This window comes from Streptomyces polyasparticus (assembly GCF_014493765.1).
In the GTDB taxonomy this organism is placed as follows: domain Bacteria; phylum Actinomycetota; class Actinomycetes; order Streptomycetales; family Streptomycetaceae; genus Streptomyces; species Streptomyces polyasparticus.
The window spans coordinates 238,367-261,537 of the sequence record NZ_JACTVJ010000013.1 but is presented as its reverse complement, the minus strand read 5'-3'; the positions used below and the strand labels follow the sequence as shown (position 1 = coordinate 261,537).

Genomic DNA, 23,171 nt, shown 5'->3' with positions numbered 1-23,171 from the left:
CCGGCCGTACTGCCGGCAGGGGGCACGGGCGCAGCTGCGGGCTGTCAGTCCGCCAGCGTCTCCAGCTGCTGCTCCTCCGCCGCGTGCCCTGCCTCCACGGCACGCTGCGCACGCTCGGCGTCCTCGCCGGTGCGCTGCGCCGGGATCGCGTCGGCATTGCGGGCCGCCATCCGCGCCCGGTGCGCGTCGGCCTCGGCGCACAGGGCCTGGGCCGCAGCGTTGAAACGGACGACGGAGGGCGGGTCCGAGGGTCCGAGCAGGTGGGCCTTCAACTCGGCCCGGGCGGGCGCGAGTTCGTCCTTCTCGGGGTGGCGCACCGACTCCAGGAGCGCCGCGACGCCCGTACCGTCCGGGGGCAGGATCGCGGCTGCCCGTACGGTCGGGAAGGCCGCGCGGAAGGCCGCCTCGTCCAGGCCCGAGGTGTTCGCCACGGCGTAGGGCTTGCCGCTGGAGAGGTAGTCGGACACCACGCTGGACACATCGCTGACCAGGACGTCGGTGATGTCGAAGCAGGCGTACAGCGTGGGGCGCGCGTCCGTGATGATCTGGTGCTCGCCCGCGGGGAGCGAGGCCCAGTAGGCCTCGTGCCAGCGCGCCTCGGCCTCGGCCACGGCCGCCGAACGTCCCGGCTCGGGCGCCGTCTGCAGGATCATCCGCTCCATGGCGTCGGCGCCGGACCGGAAGGAGTTCGTGCTCAGGGCCGCCAACTCGGCGCTGCGGAGCTCCAGTTCGGCCGAGGGGGCGGCCGGGGCGATCCGGCGCGCCTGGTTCGCGGCGCGGATCATCTCGCGCATGCGCTGGTCCGCGGCGCCCGCACGCGGGTCGACCGAACCGGTCAGCGGGTGCGGCTTGTAGAGCAGGCGGACACCGGGGTCCGCGAGCAGCTCGCGCACGATGTTCTCACCGGCGAGCACCACCGAGGTGTTGCCCGGGTTGCCGTCCCAGCCCTCCCAGGTGGGCGCGTACAGGACCGTGGTGAACTCGCCCGTGGGCGGCCCGGAGTACGGCTTGATCGCGTCCAGCTGCGGCCGGCCGATCTCGACGATGTCGCGGTCCTCGATGCCCACGTCCGCGAGGGCGTACCGCTCCCGCGCCGCCGGTCCGGCCACCCACACCTCGTCGTAGGCCTTCGCGTACGGATTGCACGAGGAGAGCTTGTCGCTCTCGCCGTGGTTGACGAACGCGTGCTTGATCGTGGGGATCCGCAGGATCTGGGAGGTCTTGCCGGAGTTCGCCGGGTGGATCAGGACCTTGAGGGTGGAGTGCTCGAGGCGCATCAGGTCGGCGACCTTGGGGAGGCACACGATGGGGATGTCGGTGGCCCCGATCTTCTGCATCATGAACCGCTCGCGCAGCACGATCAGCGGCCGGCCCTCCAGGGCGGCCAGCGGCTCGAGCCACATGTTCGCCTGGTACGCGGAGGAGCTGCCGCCCGAGAAGTACATGCCGACCGTGGGACGGTACTCGGCAAGCCAGTTCTCGAACCATTCGAGCGCGGCCTCGGTGTCCGCGGGCCGCTTGCGCCGCGGCAGGCGCACCAGGAGCTCGCCGAGGCCCACGGCCGCGATGCCGACGGACAGGGAGACCCCCCAGGCCGCGAGCCCGGGTGCGGCATCGGCCGCGGCGGCCGTCAGACCGGCGGTCGCGGGCAGGCCGAAGAGCAGCAGGCGCGCGCCGGGGTTGCGAAGGAGCAGGGAGGGCGGTGCGGCGCTCAGCCGCAGTCCCGAGGTGTCGATGTTGCGGGTCAGGACCGGGAGCGTACGGCTGCGGCGGACCAGGACCGATGCGGCCTGGGTGGCGAAGTGCAGACCGTAGAAGAGCAGGAGGCCGAACAGGAGCGGCAGGTAGACGGCCTCGGGCGGCCGCAGATCCATGCTGAGCAGGCCGGCGACGAGCAGGAAATCACGCAGTACCTGGCGGACCGTGACATTCGCGTGGGTCTTGGCGACTGCGTAGAGCACGTCCTTCTGCCACAGGTGCAGCACGGCCTCGGCCGCGAGACCGGTGGCCGCCGCCGTGATGAGCAGCGGGACGTTGGGCAGCAGGGCGCCTATGACCTGAGCTGCGAGCGACGCCGCCACGACGGCGACGGCGGACAGCTTCACGACCTGCTTCTTGAGGGGGGTGAGTGAACGCAAGTGAACTCCAGTGCAGCTCGAGGGTCCGCACCGACAGGAGTGGGGGGTCGGCAAGGGATCGGGCAGCTGGTCAACGCCGGTTTGGGGTCCGGGTTATGGCAGGACTTTCACCTTCACGCTATGGAATGGACATCCTTTGGTCATGGCACACCCGTGAAGGGCCTGTGAGAAGGCTGTAACCGGAATCTCGTCCCTCGCTTACACCTCTTGTGTGGAGAACCGGCACTGCACTCTGCGTAGACGTACAGGAGTCTCACCCCCCGGAATTCGGCGGCAGGCAGGCGACCGGCTCGCGTAGATTGCCGAAGGCAGACAGATCAACACGATGGGGTCGTACGCAGTGGGCGCAGCAGGATCGGCAGGCGCGAGGCAGCGAGTGGCGCAGGCGCACCGGATCGTGGTCAAGGTCGGCTCCTCGTCGCTGACCACGGCCTCCGGAGGCTTGGACGCGGACCGCGTGGACGCCCTCGTGGACGTGCTCGCCAAGGTCCGCAGCGGCGGCGAGAAGGAGATCGTCCTGGTCTCCTCGGGTGCCATCGCGGCCGGTCTCGCCCCGCTCGGCCTGCGCCGCCGCCCGCGCGACCTGGCCCGCCAGCAGGCCGCGGCCAGTGTCGGTCAGGGGCTGCTCATGGCCCGCTACACCGCGTCCTTCGCGCGCTACGGCGTACGGGCCGGGCAGGTCCTGCTCACCAGCGACGACATGGCGCGCCGCGCCCACCACCGCAACGCCTCGCGCACCCTCGACCAGCTGCTCACCATGGGCGCGCTGCCGATCGTCAACGAGAACGACACCATCGCCACCGACGAGATCCGCTTCGGTGACAACGACCGGCTCGCGGCGCTCGTCGCCCATCTCGTACGAGCGGATCTCCTGGTCCTCCTGTCGGACGTGGACGGTCTGTACGACGGTGATCCCAGCAAGCCAGGCACCTCCCGGGTCGCCGAGGTGCGCGGTCCCGAGGACATCGCCCATGTGAAGATCGGCAGCGCGGGCAAGGCCGGCGTCGGCACCGGCGGCATGGTCACCAAGGTCGAGGCAGCCCGGATCGCCGCCGCCGCGGGCATCCCCGTGGTGCTCACCTCCGCGGTGCACGCGGCGGACGCGCTGGCCGGGCGCGACACCGGCACCCTGTTCCACCGCACCGGCCGGCGCAGCGCCGACCGGCTCCTGTGGCTGCAGCACGCCTCGACCCCGCAGGGCTCGCTGATCCTCGACGACGGCGCGGTCCGCGCGGTCACCGAGCGCCGCACCTCGCTGCTGCCCGCCGGGATCAAGGACGTCGAGGGCGAGTTCTCCGCAGGTGATCCGGTGGAGCTCAAGGACACCGAGGGGCGCGCGGTCGCCCGCGGCCTGGTCAACTTCGACGCCAAGGAGATCCCCCAGCTGCTCGGCCGCTCCACGCGGGAGCTGGCCAAGGAGCTCGGTCCCGCGTACGAGCGCGAGGTCGTGCACCGGGACGATCTGGTGCTGCTGCACGGCTGAGCGCCGGCGGCTGTACGGGCGGGTGTCCGGCGGTTGTACGGTCGAGCGCCCGGCTTTTGGACGAGCGTACGAACGGTCAGTCGAACCGGCCGAAATCGGATGCCTTCACCGAGGGACCTTCGTAAAACCGTCACGCGCGACGTCTTTGCCTGGTCAACTTTGTTGCTAGTAGTCCGCACCACACGCACTTGACAGGAGGCCGTCCGGTGAGACGAGTGGCACTGACAAGTGTCGTGGCCGGGGAGACACATCAGCAGCCAGCGGACCAGCCCCGTCTGTGGCATGTCACGCTGAGCGTCTCGGGACCCGACGCCCCCCTCGCCGACATCCGGCGCGCGCTCGAGCAGCTGGCCCACGACCACCCCTTTCTCCTGACCAGCCGGTACGCCGCGGACCACGCCGAGATCCGCTACTGGGAAGAGGCCCGCGACCTGCACGACGCCGCCGCCGTCGCCCTGCGTCTGTGGGGCGAGCACCGCCAGAGCGCGCAGCTGCCGCCCTGGGAGATCGTGGGCCTCGAGGTCATCGACCGGGACACGTACCACCAGCGCATCGCGGAGGGCTACGGTCCGCCGCCGGCCACCCCGGTCGGCGTGCACCCGTTTTGAGCCGTCTCGGGGACTGGGATACGGCACGGACAACCCCGTCCGCCGCATTACCCTGCGAAGCATGACCTCGCCGCTCTCCGCCCCGTATGACAACCTCTCGCCGGTCGTGCAGGCCGCCTACCGCGCCCGCGGTGCGGCCGCCGAGATCGCGCCGCTGCCGCGCTCCGTCAAGGACGACGCGCTGCTCGCCATCGCGGACGCACTCGAAGTCCGTACGCGGGAGATCGTCGAGGCCAACGCCGAGGACATCGCCAAGGCCCGCGAGGCCGGCACCAGCGAGTCCATCGTCGACCGGCTCACCCTGACCCCCGAGCGCGTGCGGGCCATCGCCTCCGACGTCCGCGACGTCGTGGCCCTGCCCGACCCGGTCGGCGAGGTCGTGCGCGGCTCCACGCTGCCCAACGGGATCGACCTGCGCCAGGTCCGCGTCCCGCTCGGCGTCGTCGGCATCATCTACGAGGCCCGGCCCAACGTGACCGTCGACGCCGCCGCCCTGTGCCTCAAGTCCGGCAACGCGGTGCTCCTGCGCGGCTCGTCCTCCGCGTACGCCTCCAACACCGCGCTCGTACGGGTGCTTCGCGATGCCGTCGGGGGAGCGGGCCTGCCCGCGGACGCCGTCCAGCTCGTGCCGGGTGAATCCCGTGACTCCGTACAGGAGTTGATGCGGGCGCGCGGTCTGGTCGACGTACTCATCCCGCGCGGCGGAGCCTCGCTGATCAAGACCGTCGTCGAGCAGTCCACCGTCCCCGTGATCGAGACCGGCACCGGCAACTGCCATGTGTACGTGGACGCCGACGCCGACCTCGACATGGCCGTGGACATCTTGATCAACTCCAAGGCTCAGCGCCCCAGCGTCTGCAACGCCGCCGAGACCCTCCTCGTGCACCAGGACATCGCCGAGGCCTTCGTGCCGCGCGCCCTCGACGCGCTCGCCGAGGCCGGGGTGACCGTGCACGCCGACGAGCGGATCCTGTCGTACGCCGACGGGTCCAAGGCCACCGTGGTGCCCGCGACGCCCGAGGACTGGGAGACCGAGTACCTCTCGTACGACATCGCGGCCGCCGTGGTGGACTCGCTGGACAAGGCCGTCGAGCACATCCGGCTGTGGACCTCCGGGCACACCGAGGCCATTGTCACCACCTCGCAGCAGGCCGCCCGCCGCTTCACACAGCTGGTGGACTCCACGACGGTCGCCGTGAACGCCTCGACGCGGTTCACCGACGGCGGCCAGTTCGGCTTCGGCGCCGAGATCGGCATCTCCACGCAGAAGCTGCACGCCCGCGGCCCGATGGGCCTTCCGGAGCTGACGTCGACGAAGTACATCGTGACGGGCGACGGGCACACGCGGGGCTGACGGTCGTACGTGGGGCTGATGGGCATACATGGGGCCGGGGCTTCCGTTTGAGGCCCCGGTCGAATTTCCTTACCGTCTGCCCAAATTGACCCCTCAGGTCTACTCTGGACGGGTGCCGGAGGACGTGGGGGGCATGCCGTTTCCGGACGGCTGGGAGCCCGACGACGACCACGACCACGGGGGTGCGGACGAAGAGTTCGCCTCCGTGGTCTTCGACGAGGACTTCGTACGGGCCGCGCGGATACATGAGCCGACCGCGGTCGAGCGGCTGCTCTCCGCCGCCCAGGCGCGCGCCGAGGCCGAGGCGCACCGGGCCAGAGCCCTGGGAGCCGGCGGTGAGGACGAAGGGGACGAGTTCTACGACGGATACGAGACGCGCGCCCGCCGTTCCCGGTACGGCGACGAAGCCTCGTACCGCCATGAAGAATCCCAACCCGGCGGCCATGAACAGGACTTGGTCGAGGACCGCATCGCCCGCAAGGGCCACTCGCGCTGGCACCGGCCCGTGGCCTGGCTGCTCGCGCTCCTGATGGGCATCGGCATGGTGGCGCTCGCGTTCAGCGCGGTCTACCGGGGAGCCTCGTCGCCGAGCCGCCAGGACCGTACGCCGCCCCCGACCACCGGGGTCGAGCAGGCGCCCTCGGCGTCCGCGGACTACGAGGCTCCGGCTGTGTCGGCGAATCCGGTCACACCCTGACAGTTCCCTGTACGACCACCCCCCCGATGGGGCGTCCGCGCGCCAACACCGGTGTCCTTGCGAAAAGTTGACGCGTACCAGGGCGTTTACCCGAGGCTCCGGAAACCTACTCTGAAGGTATGGCCGGGCCTGGAGACCCACCTGAGGGCACACCCGAGGGCGTTCCCGGTGGGAGCGAGGAAGAGTTCCGTTCCGTAGTCTTCGACGAGTCGTTCATCCGTGCTGCCCGCTTGCAGGAGAACTCCGCGCGGGAGCGGATCACCGACCACGCACCCGCGGTGCGCAAACGCGTGGTGACCCCGCATGCCGCCGCCCACCGGCGGCTCTCGCTGCAGGCCCTGGTGATGATCGTCTTGATCGCGGTCGCCTTCGCCGTGGCGATCTACATGGGCGTACGGCAGCCCTACTCCCAGCCCGAGTCCAGGCCGGCCGACCCGCTGCGGATGACCGTGATCCCGCTGTCGCCGCAGGGACCCGTGCCCGGTGGCAAGAGCGCGGCGGAGCTGTTCGAGAACAGCCCGGCGGCCGAGTTCGGCGCGGGCGCGTCCGGGATGCCGTTCCCCGCCGTGTACCGCACCGCGCACTTCTCCGCCGACCAGGTCAGGTCCGCCCTCGACGTGGCGAAGAACTATCTCGTGGCCTCCTCGCTCGACCCCGCCGTGCTCACCGGTGCGGAGATACGGCCGGTGCGCCGCCTGATCGACCCCGACCAGCTCCAGCAGTTCGACGCCGGCCTCGACCGGCCCGCCGCCGACGGCCGGCACGCGCCCAGCGGCTGGCTGGTGCGCTTCGATCCGGCCAAGGTCGCGCTCGCGGGCGACGAGGTGCGGGTCAACGGGACGCTGAAGGCTGCGGAGACGAGCGCGGACACCCTGGAGGTGACCTCGCACCACACGTTCGTCTACGCCCTGCGCCCGGTCGCCGGTGACGACTCGCGGGTTTCGCTTTTCACCGTACGGCGGGAGCTGCACTTCCGTTTCGACAAGGACAATCTGCGCGTCGGGCAGGTGGAGTTGACCCTCTCCTACCTGCAGGCGGGACCGCTGTCCTGCGGCGCCGACTCGGCGGACCGGCTGCGGCCGCTGCTCGCCGGGCAGAGCGCCGCGTCCGGCGGCCCGGCCGGCACGGACCCGTACGCCACGGGCGGGCCGACGGCACTGTGCGGAGCGCTGGCCGCGTCGGCGCAGCCCACGCCGCCGCGGCGGTGAGGGCTGCGCCGACGCGCACTACTCTGAGGAAAGTGCGGCTTCCCGAAGGTCGAGTTCGGGAAGCCGCACGTACGTCCTCAGTGGTTGTCGTTCTCCGGCAGAGGAGGCGTCAGCACAGCTGCAGCCCGTCGAAGCCGGAGATCGAGCTCGGGCGCGCGTGGTGCCACTGCTCGCCCGGGCGGATCGTGAAGCTGTCGCGTCCGTACGACCAGACGAACTTGATCGTGTACGAGCCCGAACAGCTGCTCTTCGCATATGCGTAGTTGGTCGTGGTCCAGGACCGCACGCAGCTCGGCGGAGCCGCGAGGACACCGGCGCCACTGTCCGGGGCCGTCGCGTTGGGGGCGGGTATGGACCCGCGTGCGGGTGCCCCGGCCGAAGTTTCGGCGGACGCCGTGCCCGTGGCGCCGAAGCCGAGAGCGGTCACGGCGCCGGCTATCGCCAGACCGCGCGTAATGGTTCGCAAATCAATCTCCTTGTGGAGTGCTGACATGGCCGGGTCAGGTCATGAGGAGGACTTTCCTCTGAATAGAGGGGATAAATCGGCCGATTAAGGGCGCTGAGCGACTGAGTGGAGCCGTCTGTTGTCCGTCCGTGTTCGCTCTTGTGAGGGGAGTGGTCCGGTGATCCACCTGTGGTGATGCGTAGTTCGCGGGTGCAGAGGTGTGAGGGCGTGAAGGAGAGAGCGGAGTTCCATGGCCCCACTTCGGGAGTTCGAGTGAAGTGAGGTAGATCACATGCGGGGGGTGAACCGTCGGCGGGGTCCGGTCCGACGAAGAGGTGTGAGTCAGATGGCGGGGGAGGAACCCGCGGATGCCGAGTCGGCGGGGGAGGCGCCCTCGGATGCCGCGTTGCTGGCCGCGCTGTGCGAAAGCGACCGCGCCGCGTTCGAGTGCCTGTACCGGCGCTATGCGCCGTGGCTCGTCGCGCGGTTGCGGTACCGGTGCGCCGATGCCGCCCAGCTCGACGACATCGTCCAGGAGTCGTTCCTCGCCGTGTGGCGCGCCTGCAGCGAAGGGCGTCAGCCCGAGGTGCGGGACTTCGCCGGCTGGCTCTGGCGGATCGCCTCGCGCCGTACGGTCGATGCCGCCCGCAGCAGGGCCGCACAGCACCGGATCCGGCAGACGCTGGCCGGGCTGCGCTTCCTGCCGCGCCGCTCGGCCGTGGAACAGGCCCTCGACGAAGGCGAGTTCGGCAGGGTGCACGCCGCGCTCGACCGGCTGCCGCCGGACCTGCGCGCCGTGGTCCAGGCCACCGTGCTCGAAGGCCTGACCACGCAACAGGCCGCGAAGCGGCTGCAGTTGCCCGAAGGCACCGTCAAGACGCGGGCCGTGCGGGCCCGCCGGCGGCTGCGCGAGGAACTGGACCGGGCGGACCCACCCGCCCGGCAACCGACCCACCGGGGAAACCCGGCCCAGCGAGGAAGGGGGTGGCAGGAATCGTGAACGACCCGCAGGTGACAGGAATGACGTACGGCCCGCAGCACGCCTCGGCAGAGGTCCTGAACCGGTACGCACAAGGCAGCCTGCCGCCGCAGGACCGGCAGCGACTCGAACCGCACCTCGACACCTGCGCACCCTGCCGGGCGCAGCTCGCTGCCCACACCGGGAGCCGGCAGATCGACCGGCTCTGGCACCGTCTCGACCACGCGCTCGACCTGCCCGTACCGGGCCGGCTCGAACGGTGCCTGCTCGCCCTGCGCGTGCCGGACCACATGGCGCGCGTCCTGTCCGCGACCCCCGCGCTGCGGTCCACCTGGCTCGTCGGCGTCCTGCTCACCCTGCTGTGCACCGCGCTCACCGCGCGGCTCCTCGAGCCGGACGCCCGCTCGCCGTTCACCTTCGTCGCCCTCGCGCCGCTGCTGCCCGCCCTCGGAGTGGCCATCTCGTCGAGCCGGCGCTTCGACCCCGCGTACGAGATCGGGCAGGCCGCCGCGCCCAGCGTGTTCAGGCCCGTGCTGCTGCGGGCCACCGCGGTCCTGCTGAGCAGCGCCGTGCTCGCGGCGCTCGCCTCGCTGATCCTGCCGCGCCTGGGCCCCGCCGCCTTCGGCTGGCTTCTGCCGATGGGCCTGACCACCGCGCTGAGCCTGGTGCTCATGCCGCGCTGCGGACCCGTCACCGCCCCCGCGCTCGCCGGCGCCGCGTGGCTGACCGCCCTCGTGCTCACGTTCCGCTCCGAGGTGCTGTTCTCCGCTGCCGGACAGTCCGTCCTCGCGGCGCTGCTGCTCGCCGCCGTTGTGGCCCTGATGGCCCTGCGGGCGGGTTTCGACTTCCAGAAGGGCATCCAGGTATGAATCCCGAGACGACCACCGAGGCCGCACCCGTGCCGTCAGCAGCAGCCGGCGAGGCGATGGTCCAGGTGACCGGCCTGACCGTGCGCTACCGCAGGACCGTCGCACTCGACGGGGTGACGCTCAGCCTCGGCACGGGGGTCACCGGCCTGCTCGGCCCCAACGGCGCGGGCAAGACCACCCTGCTGCGTGCGCTCGCCACCGTCCTCGTGCCCTCGGACGGCAGCCTCAGCGTGTTCGGCCGGGATCCGCTCGAGCCGCGTTCGCGCCAGGAGATCCGCCGCAGGCTGGGCTATCTGCCCCAGGCGCCGGGCTTCCACCGGCACTTCACCGCCTTCGAGTTCGTCGACTACGTGGCCATCCTCAAGGAGCACACCGACCGGGCGGCACGCCACGAAGAGGTGCGGCGGGTGCTCGACGCGGTGGGTCTGAGCGAGGTACGCGGCAAGAAGCTCAAGGCGCTCTCCGGCGGTATGCGCCAACGCGTCGCCCTCGCCTCGGCGTTGATCGGCGACCCCGAGCTGCTGATCCTGGACGAACCCACGGTCGGCCTCGACCCCGAGCAGCGGCTGCGCTTCCGCGAGCTGGTCGCCGAGCTCGGCGAGGGCCGCACCGTGCTGCTCTCCACCCACCAGACCGAGGACGTCAGCGCCCTGTGCCACCGCGTCGTCGTGCTCGCCGCGGGGCGCGTACGGTACGACGGCTCCGCGCGAGGGCTCGGTGAACTGGCCGACGGACGCGTCTGGTTCAGCCCGGAGCGCGAACCGCGCGCGGTAGCCGGCTGGCGTACGGGCACCGGTCTGTTCCGCAACATCGGAGCGCCGCCGCCCGGGGCCCAGACCGCCGACGCCACGCTCGAGGACGGCTATCTGCTGCTCAACTCCGCCGCGGAGAGCGGCATGTGGCCGGAGCCCGAGGCCGGCACGCGGCCGGAAGGCGGCACGCGATGAGCACGATCCAGCAGCCGGAGCGGGCCCGCACCGCCCCGCCCGCTCCGCCCGGCACCGGCGCCGGAGTGCGGGCCCTGGCCCTCACCGAAGGCCGCCGCCTCCTGCGCCACCCGGCCTTCCTCGGATCACTGCTGCTCTGCGTGGCGTTGTGGGTCTACGAGTCGGTCGTGGCGGGCAGTTCGGGCTTCCCGGTCCTCCACGACGAGGACCGGCTGGTGCAGAGCCAGCTACTCCTGATCGCCGCGGGGACCTTCCTCGCCGTGCACCTGGCGGCGATCCGGCCGGCCCGCGACGGTACGGAGGGCTGGTTCCTCTCGCTCGTCCTGCTGCCGTGGCAGCGGGCCGCGGCGCTGCTGCTCGCCGTGCTCCCGGCCGCGCTGCTCACCGCGGTGCTCGCCGGCGCCCGGATCGGCTGGCTGGCCGCGCAGCCCGGGGCCGCGGGCAGCCCGTCGCCCGCCGAACTCGCCGCGGGGCCCGCCGCGGTGCTCGTCGCAGGCACCCTGGCCGTCCTGCTCGGGCTGATCACCAGGTCGGTGGCGGCCGGACCCATCGCCCTCGCCTGCCTCGCGATCGTCACCGTCGTCGGCGCGCTCTTCCCGTTCGAGTCCTGGCGCTGGTGGGGCCTGATCGCCGTCGAGGACGAGCTGCACGCCGCGCTGCCCTCGGGGCTGCTGCACCGGCCCGCCGGGCAGCATCTGCTGTACCTGCTGCTGCTTGCCCTGGCCTGTGCGACCGCGGCGCTGCTGCGGGCCGGACTCAAGGCGGCGTCGGTGCGCGTGCTGCTCGCCGTATCCCTCGCCGGCGTCGCCGTGGCCGGTGTGCTGAACGCCCGGCCCGCCCCCGACTCGCTTGCCGCCGCGCGGCAGCGCGCGCTCGACGCGCCGTCGGAGGGTCAAACATGCGTGAAGGAAGGGGAGTTGACCTACTGCGCCTTCCCGGAGTTCCTCGACCGGCACAAGGAGTGGGCGCGCGTGTCCGAGGGCATTCTGCGCTGGGTGCCCGGTGACGCACGCGATCCGCGCTATACGGTGCGCCAGCACATCACCCCCGTATCCGAGTCGAGCCTCGGCCAGACGACCGCGCCGATCGACGCCTGGGCCGAGGACGACCGGAAGGCCGGCACATCCGGGGCCGTCGCGGTCGGCACGGCGTGGGGCGACGGATCCGATCTAGGGCGCGATGCCACGGGTGGCTTCGCGACGGCGTTCGCGGCCCGCGTCGTGACAGGGGAACCGGCCCGGTCGGGACCGCAGGACGCCCTGCTCTGCGGCGGCCGGAGCGTGCTCACGCTGTGGCTCGCCGGCCAGGCCGCACCGGGGACCGCCGAGGCCCTGCGGTCGAGGATCGACCGCAGCTTCGGCGGACTGATCGGATTCGGCACCGTCACGACCGTGGAGACGGAACAGAGCGACATCGACCTCGCGTTCCGGCTGCTCAACCTGCCGGCCGCCGACGTGGGCGCCAAGGCGAAGGCCCACTGGGCGGAGCTCACCGCCAAGGACACGAGCTCGGCCGAGGCCGCGCGGCTGCTCGGGCTCGACGTGCCGGAGCAGCCGGACGGATACGGGAAGGACTCGATGTGCAGCCCCAGGTGACTCCCGCGGTCGGCGGTGGCGCCGCACCGGGACGCCCCGCACGGCCCTCGGCGGACCTGGCCCGTCATGAGTTGAGGGCCGCACGGGTCCTGCCTCTGCTGTGCGCGGCAGCCCTGGCCACGCTGATGTGCGCGGTGCCGGCGGTCTTCTCGCTCGGCCTCGACCTCGCCGCAGGCTCCGTACTGCTGCAACTCGCCGCCGTACTCACGGCGCTGGCCGTGGCCTTCGCCCTGGACGATCCGGCGGCGGCCACCACGACCGCCTGCCCCTCGCCGTGGTGGCTGCGCCGGTCGGTGCGCCTGGCCGTCGTGCTGCCGGCCCTCGCGGCCTTCTGGCTCCTCGATGTGCTGCTCGTACGACAGGCGGTGACGGCGGAGCTGCGCCCCGCGTTTCCCACCGCTGACCTCTCCGTGGAGGCCCTGGCCCTGACGCTGGTGGCCGTGGCGCTCGGGCTCGCGGGCCTGCGGTTCACCGTGGGGCAGGGCGGAGGTCTCGTGGCCGCCGGTCTCCTCGTCATCGTGGTCGCGCTGACGTTCCTGCCCCAGGAGGCCGCCTTCTTCGCGACACCCGACGACGGGGCGCAGTGGGACGGCGCGGCCGCCCGCTGGCGTGCCACGGCCGCGGTCGCGCTGATCGCGGCCGCCCTGCTCCTGCCGCGCCCGCCGGGACGCCGCCGCTAGCAGTCGCCCCGGCCGCACCGGCGTATCCGCGCGGCATCTCGCCGAACTCATCACTCCCGACAGTTACGGATCCCTGCTGTGTCAGCTGCCGTGGGTGCTGCTTCGGCGCGCCCTGCCGTAGGTCAACTGAAGGTCCCGGCCCGTCGTCTGCACCTCCTGCGCGTGGACGTCCGGGGTGCGTACGGGGTCGCCCTGTGGCCCGTGCTCTTCTCCCTCTCCTTGGGTCTGTGGGGGATCGAGCGGGAGCACAGCATGTGGCGGGACGAGGCGGCGACCTGGCAGGCGGCGCACCGCTCGCCGGGCGAGATCCTCCACCTGCTCGGGCAGGTGGACCTCGTCCACGGCCTCTACTACGCGGTGATGCACGTCAACTTCGCGCTGTTCGGCGACAGTCTGCTCACCTTGCGGCTGCCGTCGGTCATCGCGGCCGCCGGGGCCTGCGCCCTCACCGCCCGGCTCGCCGCCCGGCTCTGCGGACGCCCGGCCGGCACCGCGGCCGGGCTCGCCCTCGCCATGGTCCCGGCCGTCCAGGAACTGGCACAGGAAGACCGCCCGTACGCAGGTGTCCTCTTCTTCGTGGTGCTCTCGACCACGCTCCTTGTGCACGCACTGCAGTGGCCCGGCCGCCGGCGGTGGGCCGGGTACGCGGCCGCCCTCCTGGCGGCGGCCCTGCTCAACTGGCTGGCCCTGTTCACCGTGGCCGCCCACGCCCTCACACTCGTGTGCGTCCGCCCCGGCAGGCGGCAGTGGTCGCGCTGGGCCACGGCCGCCGGGGCCGCCGTGGCCGGCGCCCTGCCGCTCGTCCTCCTCAGCAGGAAACAGGCGGCCCAGGTCGCCTGGATCGATCCGCTCGGCCTGCCGACGGTCCTCGCCGTGACCGGCACCGCGGCCGCGGCCGCGCTCTGCGCGCTGCTTCCGGTCGCGCGCACGGCCGCGGACTCACGAGGCGAGGCGCGGGAGGTGACGGTCGGCCTCGGCGCCCTCGCCTTCCCCTTGTACGCGGTGCCGCAGCTCGGTCTGCTGGCCGTCTCGGCCGTCAAGCCCCTGCACGTGACGCGCTATGTTCTCTATTCGTACGCGGGTCTCGCGTTGCTCGTCGCAGCGCTGGTGGTGACCCTCGCTGCCCGCTTCCGTGCGCGATCCGGCGGCTTCGTCGGTGTCACCGCGTGCGCGGCACTCCTCGTGATGCTGCCGCAGGCGGCGGACCTGCGGACGGCGGACAGCCGGGTCGACGACGTCCTGGCCGCGGCCCGCCACGTGGCCGAGGCGGGGGCCGGTGCGGACGGGGTGCTCTACATACCCGCGGCCCGCAGGGACACCGCGCTCGTGTCACCGCGCGAGTTCGCCGGTATGAGGGATCTGGCCATGGCGCAAGGGCCGGTGGACTCCGGCACGTTGAAGGGGATCGAAGCCGCACCCGGGGCCGTCACGGAGGCGATACGGGACGCCCGGCGCATCGTGGTCGTCACCGACCCCGGTCCGCCCTCCCTGAAGTCGGCGGGCGACCGCGCCAAATGGCAAGCCCTCGCAGGCGAGTTCGTACGCCTCTCGGACACGGTGGACCGAGGCCGCAGGGTGATCGTGTACGCGAGGATCGCGGAGCGGGACACCGGGCGCGGCAGCGTGCGGGACACCGAGCGGAGGACGGAGCCGGCGCCTGGCTGAGCAGGCGCCGGCCCGGCCGCCGCTACTTCGCGTCGCCCCTGTCGTCCCCGTCGCTTCCGTCGCGTCCCGAACCGCCGCCGTCCTCAGGGGTGTTGCCCCCACCGGAGCCGCCTGAGCCCGAACTGCCCGAGCCGGAGCTGCCCGAGCCGCCGAACCCGCCGAAGCCCCTGCGCACCCGGCCGCCCAAGTCGCCCGCGCCGCCCGCGATGTCCGAGACCAGCTTCATCAGCGGGTCCTTGGAGTTGCGCACATCGCTCGCATACGAGGAGGCCGACTGGCGGAAGGAATCGGAGACCGAGGTGTCCTTGTCCTCGTCGCGCCGCGGGTAGTGGCCGTCCATGATCCGCTGGTAGTCGCGGGACTCGGCCCACTTCTTCAGCTCGGCGGCACGCACGGTGGTGAAGGGGTGCGTGCGCGGCAGCACGTTCATGATCTTCAGCACGGAGTCGCGCAGATCGCCGCCCGCCTCGTACTCCTCGGCCTGCTCCAGGAACGCGTCCACGTTCATCTCGTGCAGATGATTGCCGCCCGCGATCTTCATCAGGCCGCGCATCGAGGCCTTGAGGTCCTGGCCGACGAGCAGACCCGCACGGTCCGCGGACAGCTCCGACTTGCGGAACCACTCGCGCAGCGCGGTCACGATCGCCATGATCGCGACATTGCCCAGCGGGATCCAGGCGACCCTGAGGGCGAGGTTGGTCAGGAACAGCAGGATCGTGCGGTACACCGCGTGGCCGGAGAGCGCATGGCCCACCTCGTGGCCGACGACCGCCCGCATCTCCTCCTCGTCGAGCAGCTCCACGAGGCCCGTGGTCACCACGATGATCGGCTCGTCGAGACCGATGCACATCGCATTCGGCACGGGGTTCTGCGTGACGTACATCGGCGGGACCTTCTCCAGGTCCAGGATGTAACAGGCGTCACGCAGCATGACGTTGAGATGCGCGAACTGCTGGTCGCTCACACGCACCGAGTCCGAGAGGAACAGCAGCCGCAGGCTGCGCTCGGGAAGCAGCGCGCTCAGCGCCTTGAAGACGGTGTCGAAGCCGGTGAGCTTGCGCAGGGCCACCAGGGCCGAGCGGTCCGCCGGGTGCTCGTACGTCCGGGAGGAGATCCCGGGGAAGCGCCGGCGATTGCGGCCCGGCAGATTCTCGTGGCTCTCGTGATTTCCGCTGTCAGTGCTCTCAGGCATTCACGGCCCCCATAAGTTCCGCGCGTGACGCGCACAGTGCGAGTTCTCTCGCCCCCCCTTAGGAACGCCAAGCCTACGGGCAGGGTTCCATCGCGCACCCGACCCGGACTCGGGGGCCTGCGGCGCGGGGGATAGCTTGGGTGGCGTATCGCCACGTAAGGAGCAATGCGCGCAATGGATCCCCTGCACCCCGCCGTCTCCCTGCTCGCCGCAGCCCACGCCGCGGAACAGGGCCCTGGCAACACCGTGCGGATCGTGCTCGCGGCCTCGCTCGTCGGCGCGGTCCTCGTCGCCTGGTTCCTGCTGCGCGGATACGGGCGTGGAGACGACGAGTGAGCGGCCCGGCCGGAAACGACGTGTGAGCGGCCGGCCCCACCCGTATGACCCCGTACGCCTGACTCCGCCGACCCCGTACGCCCGAGTCGGCGTGATCGCCGCCGAGGCGCCCCCGTACGATGTGCGCGAAGTCTCAACCCCCGTTCCCACCCGGATTGGTCCTGTCGAGAATGAGCCTTACCGCCACCGCAGCCCAGCTGGCCACCCTCGCCGCCGAGGGCGGCGAGCACGGCGGCGAGCACGAGAGCCTCAACGCCTACCTGACGGGCGGCGGCGCGCTGTTCGTGCTGCTGCTTCTGCTCTGGATCACCACGCGTTTCAACCGCGACCGCTGAACCGGCCGCACTGCAGGGACCGGGCCGCTCGCACGGGCCGGTAGGGTCTGCTCGCATGGGAGAGCAGGACAGGCCTACCGGCCCCGCCCGCCGTGGCGCACCCGGTGACGGCAAGCGCCGACTCGGCGTCATGGGCGGCACCTTCGACCCGATCCACCACGGGCACCTGGTGGCCGCCAGCGAGGTGGCCGCGCGGTTCCAGCTGGACGAGGTCGTGTTCGTACCGACCGGGGAGCCGTGGCAGAAGAGCCACAAGCAGGTCTCGCCGGCCGAGGACCGCTATCTGATGACGGTCATCGCCACGGCCGAGAACCCGCAGTTCTCCGTGAGCCGTATCGACATCGACCGCGGCGGTCCCACGTACACCAAGGACACCCTGCGCGATCTGCGGGAGCTCAATCCCGAGGCGGATCTCTTCTTCATCACCGGCGCCGACGCGCTGGGCCAGATCCTCACCTGGCAGAACGCCGAGGAGACCTTCTCCCTCGCCCACTTCATCGGGGTGACCCGGCCAGGGCATACGCTGGCGGACCCCGGCCTTCCGGATGGCTCGGTCTCCCTCGTGGAGGTCCCCGCTCTCGCGATCTCCTCCACGGACTGCCGTGAGCGGGTCGCCAAGGGGGATCCCGTCTGGTATCTGGTGCCGGACGGCGTGGTGCGATACATCGACAAGCGCGAGCTCTACCGCGGCGAATGAGCTAAGAGGGGCACCCGGTGAACGACCGACAGTACGACCCTTACGCGGGGCAGCAGCACGCGGGTCAGCAGTACGAGATCGTCGGCTACGACGAGTACGGCCAGCCGGTCTATCAGCCTGTCGCGCCCCAGCACAGTCCGCAGAGCGGGTACGACACGTACGGCGGCGGTGTTCCCCAGCAGCAGGGATACGGCTACGACCAGTACGGCTCGAACGGTGCATATCAGGACAACTCCTCGTACGGTACGGACACTTACGGATCCGGCACCTCGTACGGGAACGAGCAGCAGGCCCCGTACGACCCCTATGGGCAGAGCGCCGGCACCGGACAGCAGCCGCGGATCCCCTCGGACACCGGGCAGTTCGCGCCCGTCGGCGACACCGGACAGTTCACGGCCGTCGGCGACACCGGGCAGTACCAGGCCGCCGACACGGGCCAGTACACGCGGGTCGAGGAGCCGGCCGCCTGGGTGCCGCAGCAGCACAGGCCCGAGGAGCCGGCGCGGGCGCCGGACCGTGAGTTCCACACGGAGCAGTTCTCCTTCATCGAGGAACCCGATGAGGAGTCCGAGGACGTCATCGACTGGCTGAAGTTCACCGAGTCGCGCACCGAGCGCCGCGAGGAGGCCAAGCGCCGCGGCCGCAACCGGATGACCGCACTCGTGGTCGCGCTCGCGCTGGTGCTCGTCGGCGGGTTCGGCTACCTCTGGTACGAGGGCAAGCTGCCGTTCCTCTCCGGCGCGGCCGAGGACGACCCGGCCGCGACCGGCCCCCAGAAGCGCGACGTCATCGTCGTGCATCTGCACAACACCAACGGCAAGGGCACCTCGACCGCGCTGCTCGTCGACAACACCACCACCGAGCGGGGCGCCACGGTCCTGCTGCCCAACTCGCTCGCGGTGACCGACGAGGACGGTCAGGCGACCACGCTCGGCAAGTCCGTGGACGACGACGGCTCCAGCGGTACGCGCGAGGCGGTGGACGGGCTGCTCGGCACGCGGATCGAGGGCAGCTGGCGGCTCGACACCCCGTTCCTGAGCACTCTGGTCGACAGCGTCGGCAACATCGACATCGACACCAACGCGAATGTGCCGGACCCCAAGGCCAAGAAGAAGGGCACCTCGCCGCTGGTCACCAAGGGCGAGGACCAGACGCTCAGCGGCCCGATGGCCGTCGCGTACGCCACATACCGGGCACCCGGCGAGAGCGAGACGGCCCAGCTGACCCGTTTCGGCGCGGTCATGCAGGGCGTGCTCCGCAAGCTGTCGACCGACCCGAAGGCCGCGACCACCACCATCGAGATGCTCGGCCAGATCATCGAGCCGCCGCTCACCGAGAAGGACCTGGGCGCCTTCCTCGCCCGGCTCTCCGAGCGGGCCAAGGGCGGCGACTACGACAGCGCCGTACTGCCCGTGCAGCAGGACGGCACGCTCAGCACGCAGGCCACCGACAGCGTGGTCGAGAAGCTGCTCGGCGGCACGGTCAAGAGCCCCGATGCGGACGCCGCGGTCCGTATCCAGGTCTCCGGCAGCAAGCAGGCCGTCGAGAACGCCCGCGTCGACCTGGTCAACGGCGGCTGGACGGTCCTCACCGGCAACACGCGCCCCGGCTCGGCCTCGCAGATCACCTACGCCGACGAGACCCGCAAGGCGGAGGCCGCGGAGGTCGCGAAGACGCTCGGGCTTCCGGCGGGCGCGGTCAAGAAGGGCAAGGTCGGCGGGAACGCCGATATCGGAGTGGTGCTCGGCTCCGATTACAAGGCGGAGTAGGTCGCAGGGGCGTCGCCTTCGACAGGCGGCGCCCCGCTTTCCCGCGGCGGTATCCCGCTTCAGCTCTGGGGCTCCGGTAATCGTCTGGGGCCCGGTCGGCGGTACGTGAGACCCTGGTAGGGCAACACGCCCGGGTTCCGGGTTTTTGGACGACACAACCCTGACCGCCGACGGAAAGCCAAGCAGTGACCGCGACAGACCGTTCCATCGAGCTCATCAATGTCGCCGCCCAGGCGGCCGCAGACAAGCTCGCGCACGACATCATCGCCTACGACGTCAGCGACGTGCTGTCGATCACGGACGCCTTCCTTCTCGCCTCGGCTCCCAACGACCGCCAGGTCAAGTCGATCTGCGACGAGATCGAGGAGAAGCTCAGCAAGGAGCTCGGCGCCAAGCCGGTACGCCGTGAGGGCGACCGCGACGCGCGCTGGATCCTGCTCGACTACGTCGACATCGTCGTGCACGTCCAGCACAGCGAGGAGCGCGTCTACTACGCGCTCGAGCGCCTGTGGAAGGACTGCCCCGAGCTCGACCTGCCCGAGGACGCCAAGGCCACCCGCGGCAAGGGCGCCGAGCACGCGGCCGAGGAGCCCGCCGGAGACCTGCGGTGACGGTCCAGGCGTTCCTCAACTCGTCAGCGGGCCGTGGCCGCCGCATCATCCTGTGGCGGCACGGTCAGACGTCCTGGAACCTGGAGCGCCGCTTCCAGGGCTCCACGGACATCGAGCTCACCGATGAGGGCGTCGCCCAGGCGGCCAGGGCCGCCCGGCTGCTCGCCTCGCTCAAGCCGGACGCGATCATCGCGTCCGACCTGAGCAGGGCCGCCGCCACCGCGGACCGGCTCGCGGCGCTCACCGGCCTCGAGGTCACCCACGAGGAAGCCCTGCGGGAGACCTACGCGGGCGCCTGGCAGGGCCTCACGCACGAGGAGATCCTCGCCTCGTACGGCGAGGAGTACGCGGCGTGGAAGCGCGGCGAGCCCGTGCGCCGCGGCGGTGGCGAGCTGGAGACCGAGGTCGCCGACCGTGCCGCCCCGGTCGTGCTCCGGCACGCCGACAAGCTGCCCGACGGCGGCACGCTCGTGGTGGTCAGCCACGGCGGCACGATCCGCACCACGATCGGGCGGCTGCTCGGCCTGGACTCGTACCTCTGGGAAGGCCTCGGCGGTCTCTCCAACTGCTGCTGGTCGGTCCTCGGCGAGGGCGCGCGCGGCTGGCGTCTGCTCGAGCACAACGCGGGCACGCTGCCGGAGCCGGTGCTCGGCGACGACACCTGAGACCTGCTGGTCAGGGGCCTGGGACCCGGATTTCACTTTCCGGCCGGTCGCAGGCTAAAGTTCTTCTTGTTCGCCCGCCGAGCGGGAAGAACGCAAGGGGCTATAGCTCAGTTGGTAGAGCGCCTGCATGGCATGCAGGAGGTCAGGAGTTCAATTCTCCTTAGCTCCACGTCACGGAAATCCCGTCCTCGTCAGAGGGCGGGATTTCTGCGTTACGGGAGTTCCTCAGCCCAGCGGATGGCACCGGTCCCGTACGCCCGCCAGGCGGCGCTCGCTGAGGTCGTCCGCCGGGGTGTACGTGACGATGCGGCAGTCCGGCATGCCGTTGATGGACAGGGACACCGACGTCATCCGTATCTCGCCCACCGCCTCGTGCCGGAAGGTCTTCACATGCGGGCCAGGACGGACCACGTCGCCGCTCGCCCACAGCCGGGCGAAGGTGTCGCTCGCGGCCGAGAGGTCCCGTACGTACGACTCCCACTCCGGCTCGCCGACATGGCGGCCGTACGCACCGCGCAACTGGGCCACCATCCGCGGCAGTTCGACCTCGCGGAACACCAGCGGGCAGCTGGCCTCGTCGACCGTGCACAGCGCCCACAGCACATTGCGCCGTCCCGAGGAGGCCATCTCCTGGACGAAGAACAGATCCCGGTACGCGGCATTCGACGCGAGGATGTCGTAGCGCGCGTTGTAGATCACCGCAGGACGCGGATCGAGCGCGTCGAGGATGCCCTGGAGCTCGGGGCCGACCTCGGGCAGCACGCCCGACGGATCCTCGGCGTCGGGCGCCTGCGGCACCTCGGCCAGGTGGTACAGATGCTCGCGCTCCGAGCGGTCAAGGCGCAGGGTGCGGGCGATCGCGTCGAGGACCTGGCCAGACGCGTTGATGGGGCGGCCCTGCTCCAGCCACGTGTACCAGGTCACGCCGACCCCGGAGAGCTGGGCGACCTCCTCGCGGCGCAGCCCCGGGGTGCGGCGGCGCAGGCCCGGCGGCATGCCGACATCGGCGGGCGTCACCCGGGCCCGCCGGCTGCGCAGGAAGGCGGCCAGCTCCGGGCGTCTGCGGCCCGTCCTGTGTTCCGTTGCCAAAGTCGTCACGTCCCCCATGGTCGAGCCGGCGGGCCAGGTCTGCCAGGTGCTGTCAGTACCCGTATCAGCGGGCTCTCGTTACCGGTACCGCATCCTCGTCAGGCTCGAAGCCATGACGACGACCACCGCACAGTCAAGTAAAGCGGCAGCCACCGACAACCGTCCTCCGGCACGTCCCGGCCGGATCCTCGCCCTGGTGCTCGCGGCGCAGTTCATGGCCCTGCTCGATGTCTTCATCGTCAATGTCGCCGCCCCCACGATCCGCACCGAGCTCGGCGCGAGCGGTGCGGCCCTCCAGCTGATCGTGGCCGGTTACACCATCTCGTACGCCGTCCTCCTGATCACCGGAGCGCGGCTCGGGGACCGCTTCGGGCACCGGCGGATGTACATGGCCGGGCTCGCGCTGTTCACGGCCGCCTCGCTGGCCTGCGGACTGGCCCAGGACACCGGCCAGTTGATCGCCTTCCGCCTGGTGCAGGGCGCGGGCGCGGCCGTGATGATCCCGCAGGTGCTCAGCCTGATCCAGCGCACATTCACGGGCGAGGCGCGGGCCCGCGCGCTCGGGGTGTACGCGGCGGTCCTCGCGGGCGGCGCCGCGGCCGGTCAGGTGCTCGGAGGCGTGCTGGTCAGCGCCGACTTGTTCGGTGCGAGCTGGCGTCCCGCCTTCCTCGTCAACGTGCCCGTCGGCCTGGCCCTCCTCGCGCTCGCCCCACGCGTGCTGCCCGCCGACGCGAAGCCGGTCCGCGCCCGCGGCTTCGACCTGCCCGGCCTGCTGCTGCTCGCCGCGGCCGTCTCGCTGTTCACCGTGCCCCTGGTGCTCGGCCAGGAACAGGACTGGCCGCTGTGGTCCTGGCTCTCGCTGCTCGCCGCCGCCGTGCTGTTCGTCCTCTTCATGACGTACGAGAGGAAGCTCGCCCGGCGCGGCGGCGCACCGCTGATCGCCGAGCGGGTGCTCAAGGTGCCCGGGATGGGTCTCGCGATCGCGCGGATCGCGGTGATCATGGCCGGGAACGCCGGCCTGATGTTCGTGCTCGCGCTGCATCTGCAGGGCGGTCTCGGCCAGAGCGCCCTGCGCACCGGGCTGACCTTCGCACCCGGCGCCGTGCTGTTCGGCGTGGTGGGCCTGACCTGGCGCACGTGGCCGGCGGGGCTGCAGCGGATCCTCGTTCCGGGCGGGTTCGCGCTGACCGCCGTGGGCTCGGCCGTGCTCGGGCTCGCGCTGCGCGACGGCGGAGACGGCGGTCTCGGCCTGTGGCTCGCCTTCGCCTGCGTGGGCACGGGGATGTCGGTCGCGTACAGCCCCACGTTCACGCGTGCGCTCGCCACCGTGCGGCCCGAGGACGCGGCGGACGCCAGCGGGCTGCTCGCGACCGTCCTTCAGCTGGGACAGCTGTCCGGGGTCGCCGTGTTCGGTGCGGTGTTCCTCAGTCATGACGCCGTGACGGCCGCCGGATCGGCGGACGCCTTCCTCGTCACGGCGTTCGCGCTGGCCGCGGCCGCTTTTCTGGGCGCCGTGTCCGGACTGGTACGCGTACGTCGCTGACCCATCCGGACGACCGTGGCACAATCGAGCGGGCCGGGATCGGGGGACGACGGCGGTCCCACGGGAGGGAGAATCGCGATGCCTGGGAGCAGCCTCGAGGAGGAGGAAAACCTCCTCGGCGTGGCCGGGACCCAGGGCTGCCTCGCGACCCGTGTCGCACTCATCTGTCCGTCCTGCGGTTCCACCCATGTCGCCCAGGTGCTCGGCGACAACGGCGGGATCTCCTACGTGTGCACGGCCTGCGGCCACAGCTGGAGCTGAGCGGA

General features: G+C 71.4%; 23 protein-coding genes and 1 tRNA gene. 20 read left to right on the top strand and 4 right to left on the bottom strand.

Going from position 1 to position 23,171, the window contains the following annotated elements:
• Window positions 1-44 precede the first annotated feature (44 nt).
• Complete coding sequence (locus tag H9Y04_RS27450) at window positions 45-2,138, bottom strand: hypothetical protein (RefSeq protein WP_187816720.1); 2,094 nt, start codon at window positions 2,136-2,138, stop codon at window positions 45-47.
• A 376-nt stretch (window positions 2,139-2,514) separates the two neighbouring features.
• Between H9Y04_RS27450 and proB the strand changes: the two genes are divergently transcribed.
• The 5 genes from proB to H9Y04_RS27425 all read left to right on the top strand — a co-directional run bounded on the left by proB (window position 2,515) and on the right by H9Y04_RS27425 (window position 7,488).
• A complete protein-coding gene (proB, locus tag H9Y04_RS27445) occupies window positions 2,515-3,621 on the top strand; it encodes a glutamate 5-kinase (protein WP_187816719.1) in 1,107 nt (368 codons plus the stop codon).
• Between the two features lie 206 nt (window positions 3,622-3,827).
• The gene (locus tag H9Y04_RS27440) at window positions 3,828-4,229 is read left to right on the top strand and encodes a DUF8830 family protein (RefSeq protein WP_308801123.1); all 402 of its coding nucleotides are present in this window, start codon (window positions 3,828-3,830) and stop codon (window positions 4,227-4,229) included.
• Window positions 4,230-4,290: 61 nt separating this feature from the next.
• The gene (locus H9Y04_RS27435) at window positions 4,291-5,583 is read left to right on the top strand and encodes a glutamate-5-semialdehyde dehydrogenase (protein ID WP_187816717.1); all 1,293 of its coding nucleotides are present in this window, start codon (window positions 4,291-4,293) and stop codon (window positions 5,581-5,583) included.
• Between the two features lie 112 nt (window positions 5,584-5,695).
• Entirely contained in the window at window positions 5,696-6,280 is a 585-nt protein-coding gene (locus tag H9Y04_RS27430) for an SCO2584 family spore wall biosynthesis protein (protein WP_498067168.1), read from the top strand.
• 119 nt (window positions 6,281-6,399) lie between these two features.
• Window positions 6,400-7,488 (top strand): SCO2583 family membrane protein, encoded by a 1,089-nt coding sequence (locus H9Y04_RS27425; protein WP_187816715.1) that lies wholly within the window; start codon window positions 6,400-6,402, stop codon window positions 7,486-7,488.
• A gap of 109 nt (window positions 7,489-7,597) precedes the next feature.
• Here H9Y04_RS27425 and H9Y04_RS27420 read toward each other — a convergent pair whose 3' ends face one another.
• Complete coding sequence (locus H9Y04_RS27420) at window positions 7,598-7,954, bottom strand: alpha-amylase inhibitor (protein WP_187816714.1); 357 nt, start codon at window positions 7,952-7,954, stop codon at window positions 7,598-7,600.
• 325 nt (window positions 7,955-8,279) lie between these two features.
• Here H9Y04_RS27420 and H9Y04_RS27415 point away from each other — a divergent pair, with 325 nt between their 5' ends.
• The 6 genes from H9Y04_RS27415 to H9Y04_RS27390 all read left to right on the top strand — a co-directional run bounded on the left by H9Y04_RS27415 (window position 8,280) and on the right by H9Y04_RS27390 (window position 14,668).
• Window positions 8,280-8,933 (top strand): RNA polymerase sigma factor, encoded by a 654-nt coding sequence (locus H9Y04_RS27415; RefSeq protein ID WP_187816713.1) that lies wholly within the window; start codon window positions 8,280-8,282, stop codon window positions 8,931-8,933.
• Window positions 8,918-9,781: an anti-sigma factor family protein gene (locus H9Y04_RS27410; RefSeq protein ID WP_308801122.1), complete on the top strand. Its 864-nt coding sequence runs from the start codon at window positions 8,918-8,920 to the stop codon at window positions 9,779-9,781. Before H9Y04_RS27415 ends, H9Y04_RS27410 begins: the two co-directional genes overlap by 16 nt.
• Before the next feature lie 56 nt (window positions 9,782-9,837).
• Window positions 9,838-10,728 carry an ABC transporter ATP-binding protein gene (locus H9Y04_RS27405; RefSeq protein WP_187816805.1) on the top strand — a complete coding sequence of 297 codons (891 nt, stop codon included), beginning with the start codon at window positions 9,838-9,840 and terminating at the stop codon, window positions 10,726-10,728.
• Window positions 10,725-12,323, top strand: a complete 1,599-nt coding sequence (locus H9Y04_RS27400) for an ABC transporter permease (RefSeq protein WP_187816712.1) — start codon at window positions 10,725-10,727, stop codon at window positions 12,321-12,323. The genes H9Y04_RS27405 and H9Y04_RS27400 overlap by 4 nt, the downstream gene beginning before the upstream one ends.
• Window positions 12,308-13,003 (top strand): hypothetical protein, encoded by a 696-nt coding sequence (locus H9Y04_RS27395; RefSeq protein ID WP_187816711.1) that lies wholly within the window; start codon window positions 12,308-12,310, stop codon window positions 13,001-13,003. The genes H9Y04_RS27400 and H9Y04_RS27395 overlap by 16 nt, the downstream gene beginning before the upstream one ends.
• 78 nt (window positions 13,004-13,081) lie before the next feature.
• Window positions 13,082-14,668, top strand: a complete 1,587-nt coding sequence (locus tag H9Y04_RS27390; RefSeq protein WP_308801121.1) for a glycosyltransferase family 39 protein — start codon at window positions 13,082-13,084, stop codon at window positions 14,666-14,668.
• A gap of 22 nt (window positions 14,669-14,690) precedes the next feature.
• Here H9Y04_RS27390 and H9Y04_RS27385 read toward each other — a convergent pair whose 3' ends face one another.
• Complete coding sequence (locus H9Y04_RS27385) at window positions 14,691-15,860, bottom strand: M48 family metallopeptidase (RefSeq protein WP_187816710.1); 1,170 nt, start codon at window positions 15,858-15,860, stop codon at window positions 14,691-14,693.
• Between the two features lie 174 nt (window positions 15,861-16,034).
• Between H9Y04_RS27385 and H9Y04_RS27380 the strand changes: the two genes are divergently transcribed.
• From H9Y04_RS27380 to H9Y04_RS27350, 7 genes are all read left to right on the top strand, one after another.
• A complete protein-coding gene (locus tag H9Y04_RS27380) occupies window positions 16,035-16,196 on the top strand; it encodes a hypothetical protein (protein WP_187816709.1) in 162 nt (53 codons plus the stop codon).
• Window positions 16,197-16,366: 170 nt separating this feature from the next.
• The gene (locus H9Y04_RS27375) at window positions 16,367-16,531 is read left to right on the top strand and encodes a hypothetical protein (RefSeq protein ID WP_187816708.1); all 165 of its coding nucleotides are present in this window, start codon (window positions 16,367-16,369) and stop codon (window positions 16,529-16,531) included.
• Between the two features lie 55 nt (window positions 16,532-16,586).
• Window positions 16,587-17,228, top strand: a complete 642-nt coding sequence (nadD, locus tag H9Y04_RS27370; RefSeq protein WP_187816707.1) for a nicotinate-nucleotide adenylyltransferase — start codon at window positions 16,587-16,589, stop codon at window positions 17,226-17,228.
• 17 nt (window positions 17,229-17,245) lie between these two features.
• Complete coding sequence (locus H9Y04_RS27365; RefSeq protein ID WP_187816706.1) at window positions 17,246-18,997, top strand: LCP family protein; 1,752 nt, start codon at window positions 17,246-17,248, stop codon at window positions 18,995-18,997.
• A gap of 185 nt (window positions 18,998-19,182) precedes the next feature.
• Window positions 19,183-19,608: a ribosome silencing factor gene (gene rsfS, locus H9Y04_RS27360; protein ID WP_187816705.1), complete on the top strand. Its 426-nt coding sequence runs from the start codon at window positions 19,183-19,185 to the stop codon at window positions 19,606-19,608.
• Entirely contained in the window at window positions 19,605-20,273 is a 669-nt protein-coding gene (locus H9Y04_RS27355) for a histidine phosphatase family protein (RefSeq protein WP_308801120.1), read from the top strand. Before rsfS ends, H9Y04_RS27355 begins: the two co-directional genes overlap by 4 nt.
• A gap of 96 nt (window positions 20,274-20,369) precedes the next feature.
• Window positions 20,370-20,442, top strand: a tRNA-Ala gene (locus H9Y04_RS27350).
• Between the two features lie 56 nt (window positions 20,443-20,498).
• On the opposite strand, the gene H9Y04_RS27345 is transcribed toward H9Y04_RS27350, so the two are convergent.
• On the bottom strand, window positions 20,499-21,380 hold the full coding sequence (locus H9Y04_RS27345; RefSeq protein WP_187816703.1) for a helix-turn-helix transcriptional regulator: 882 nt from the start codon (window positions 21,378-21,380) through the stop codon (window positions 20,499-20,501).
• A 94-nt stretch (window positions 21,381-21,474) separates the two neighbouring features.
• On the opposite strand from H9Y04_RS27345, the gene H9Y04_RS27340 reads away from it, so the two are divergent.
• Both H9Y04_RS27340 and H9Y04_RS27335 read left to right on the top strand, forming a co-directional pair.
• Window positions 21,475-22,905 carry an MFS transporter gene (locus H9Y04_RS27340; protein ID WP_187816702.1) on the top strand — a complete coding sequence of 477 codons (1,431 nt, stop codon included), beginning with the start codon at window positions 21,475-21,477 and terminating at the stop codon, window positions 22,903-22,905.
• 78 nt (window positions 22,906-22,983) lie between these two features.
• Window positions 22,984-23,166 carry a hypothetical protein gene (locus H9Y04_RS27335; RefSeq protein ID WP_187816701.1) on the top strand — a complete coding sequence of 61 codons (183 nt, stop codon included), beginning with the start codon at window positions 22,984-22,986 and terminating at the stop codon, window positions 23,164-23,166.
• Window positions 23,167-23,171 lie beyond the last annotated feature (5 nt).

What these genes read in the sequence shown, in the direction of transcription:
- H9Y04_RS27435 (WP_187816717.1), top strand. Translation starts at nt 4,291, where the DNA reads ATGACCTCGCCGCTCTCCGCCCCGTATGACAACCTCTCGCCGGTCGTG.
- H9Y04_RS27425 (WP_187816715.1), top strand. Translation starts at nt 6,400, where the DNA reads ATGGCCGGGCCTGGAGACCCACCTGAGGGCACACCCGAGGGCGTTCCC.
- H9Y04_RS27415 (WP_187816713.1), top strand. Translation starts at nt 8,280, where the DNA reads ATGGCGGGGGAGGAACCCGCGGATGCCGAGTCGGCGGGGGAGGCGCCC.
- H9Y04_RS27405 (WP_187816805.1), top strand. Translation starts at nt 9,838, where the DNA reads ATGGTCCAGGTGACCGGCCTGACCGTGCGCTACCGCAGGACCGTCGCA.
- H9Y04_RS27400 (WP_187816712.1), top strand. Translation starts at nt 10,725, where the DNA reads ATGAGCACGATCCAGCAGCCGGAGCGGGCCCGCACCGCCCCGCCCGCT.
- H9Y04_RS27385 (WP_187816710.1), bottom strand. Translation starts at nt 15,860, where the DNA reads ATGCCTGAGAGCACTGACAGCGGAAATCACGAGAGCCACGAGAATCTG.
- H9Y04_RS27380 (WP_187816709.1), top strand. Translation starts at nt 16,035, where the DNA reads ATGGATCCCCTGCACCCCGCCGTCTCCCTGCTCGCCGCAGCCCACGCC.
- H9Y04_RS27375 (WP_187816708.1), top strand. Translation starts at nt 16,367, where the DNA reads ATGAGCCTTACCGCCACCGCAGCCCAGCTGGCCACCCTCGCCGCCGAG.
- nadD (WP_187816707.1), top strand. Translation starts at nt 16,587, where the DNA reads ATGGGAGAGCAGGACAGGCCTACCGGCCCCGCCCGCCGTGGCGCACCC.
- H9Y04_RS27345 (WP_187816703.1), bottom strand. Translation starts at nt 21,380, where the DNA reads ATGGGGGACGTGACGACTTTGGCAACGGAACACAGGACGGGCCGCAGA.
- H9Y04_RS27340 (WP_187816702.1), top strand. Translation starts at nt 21,475, where the DNA reads ATGACGACGACCACCGCACAGTCAAGTAAAGCGGCAGCCACCGACAAC.
- H9Y04_RS27335 (WP_187816701.1), top strand. Translation starts at nt 22,984, where the DNA reads ATGCCTGGGAGCAGCCTCGAGGAGGAGGAAAACCTCCTCGGCGTGGCC.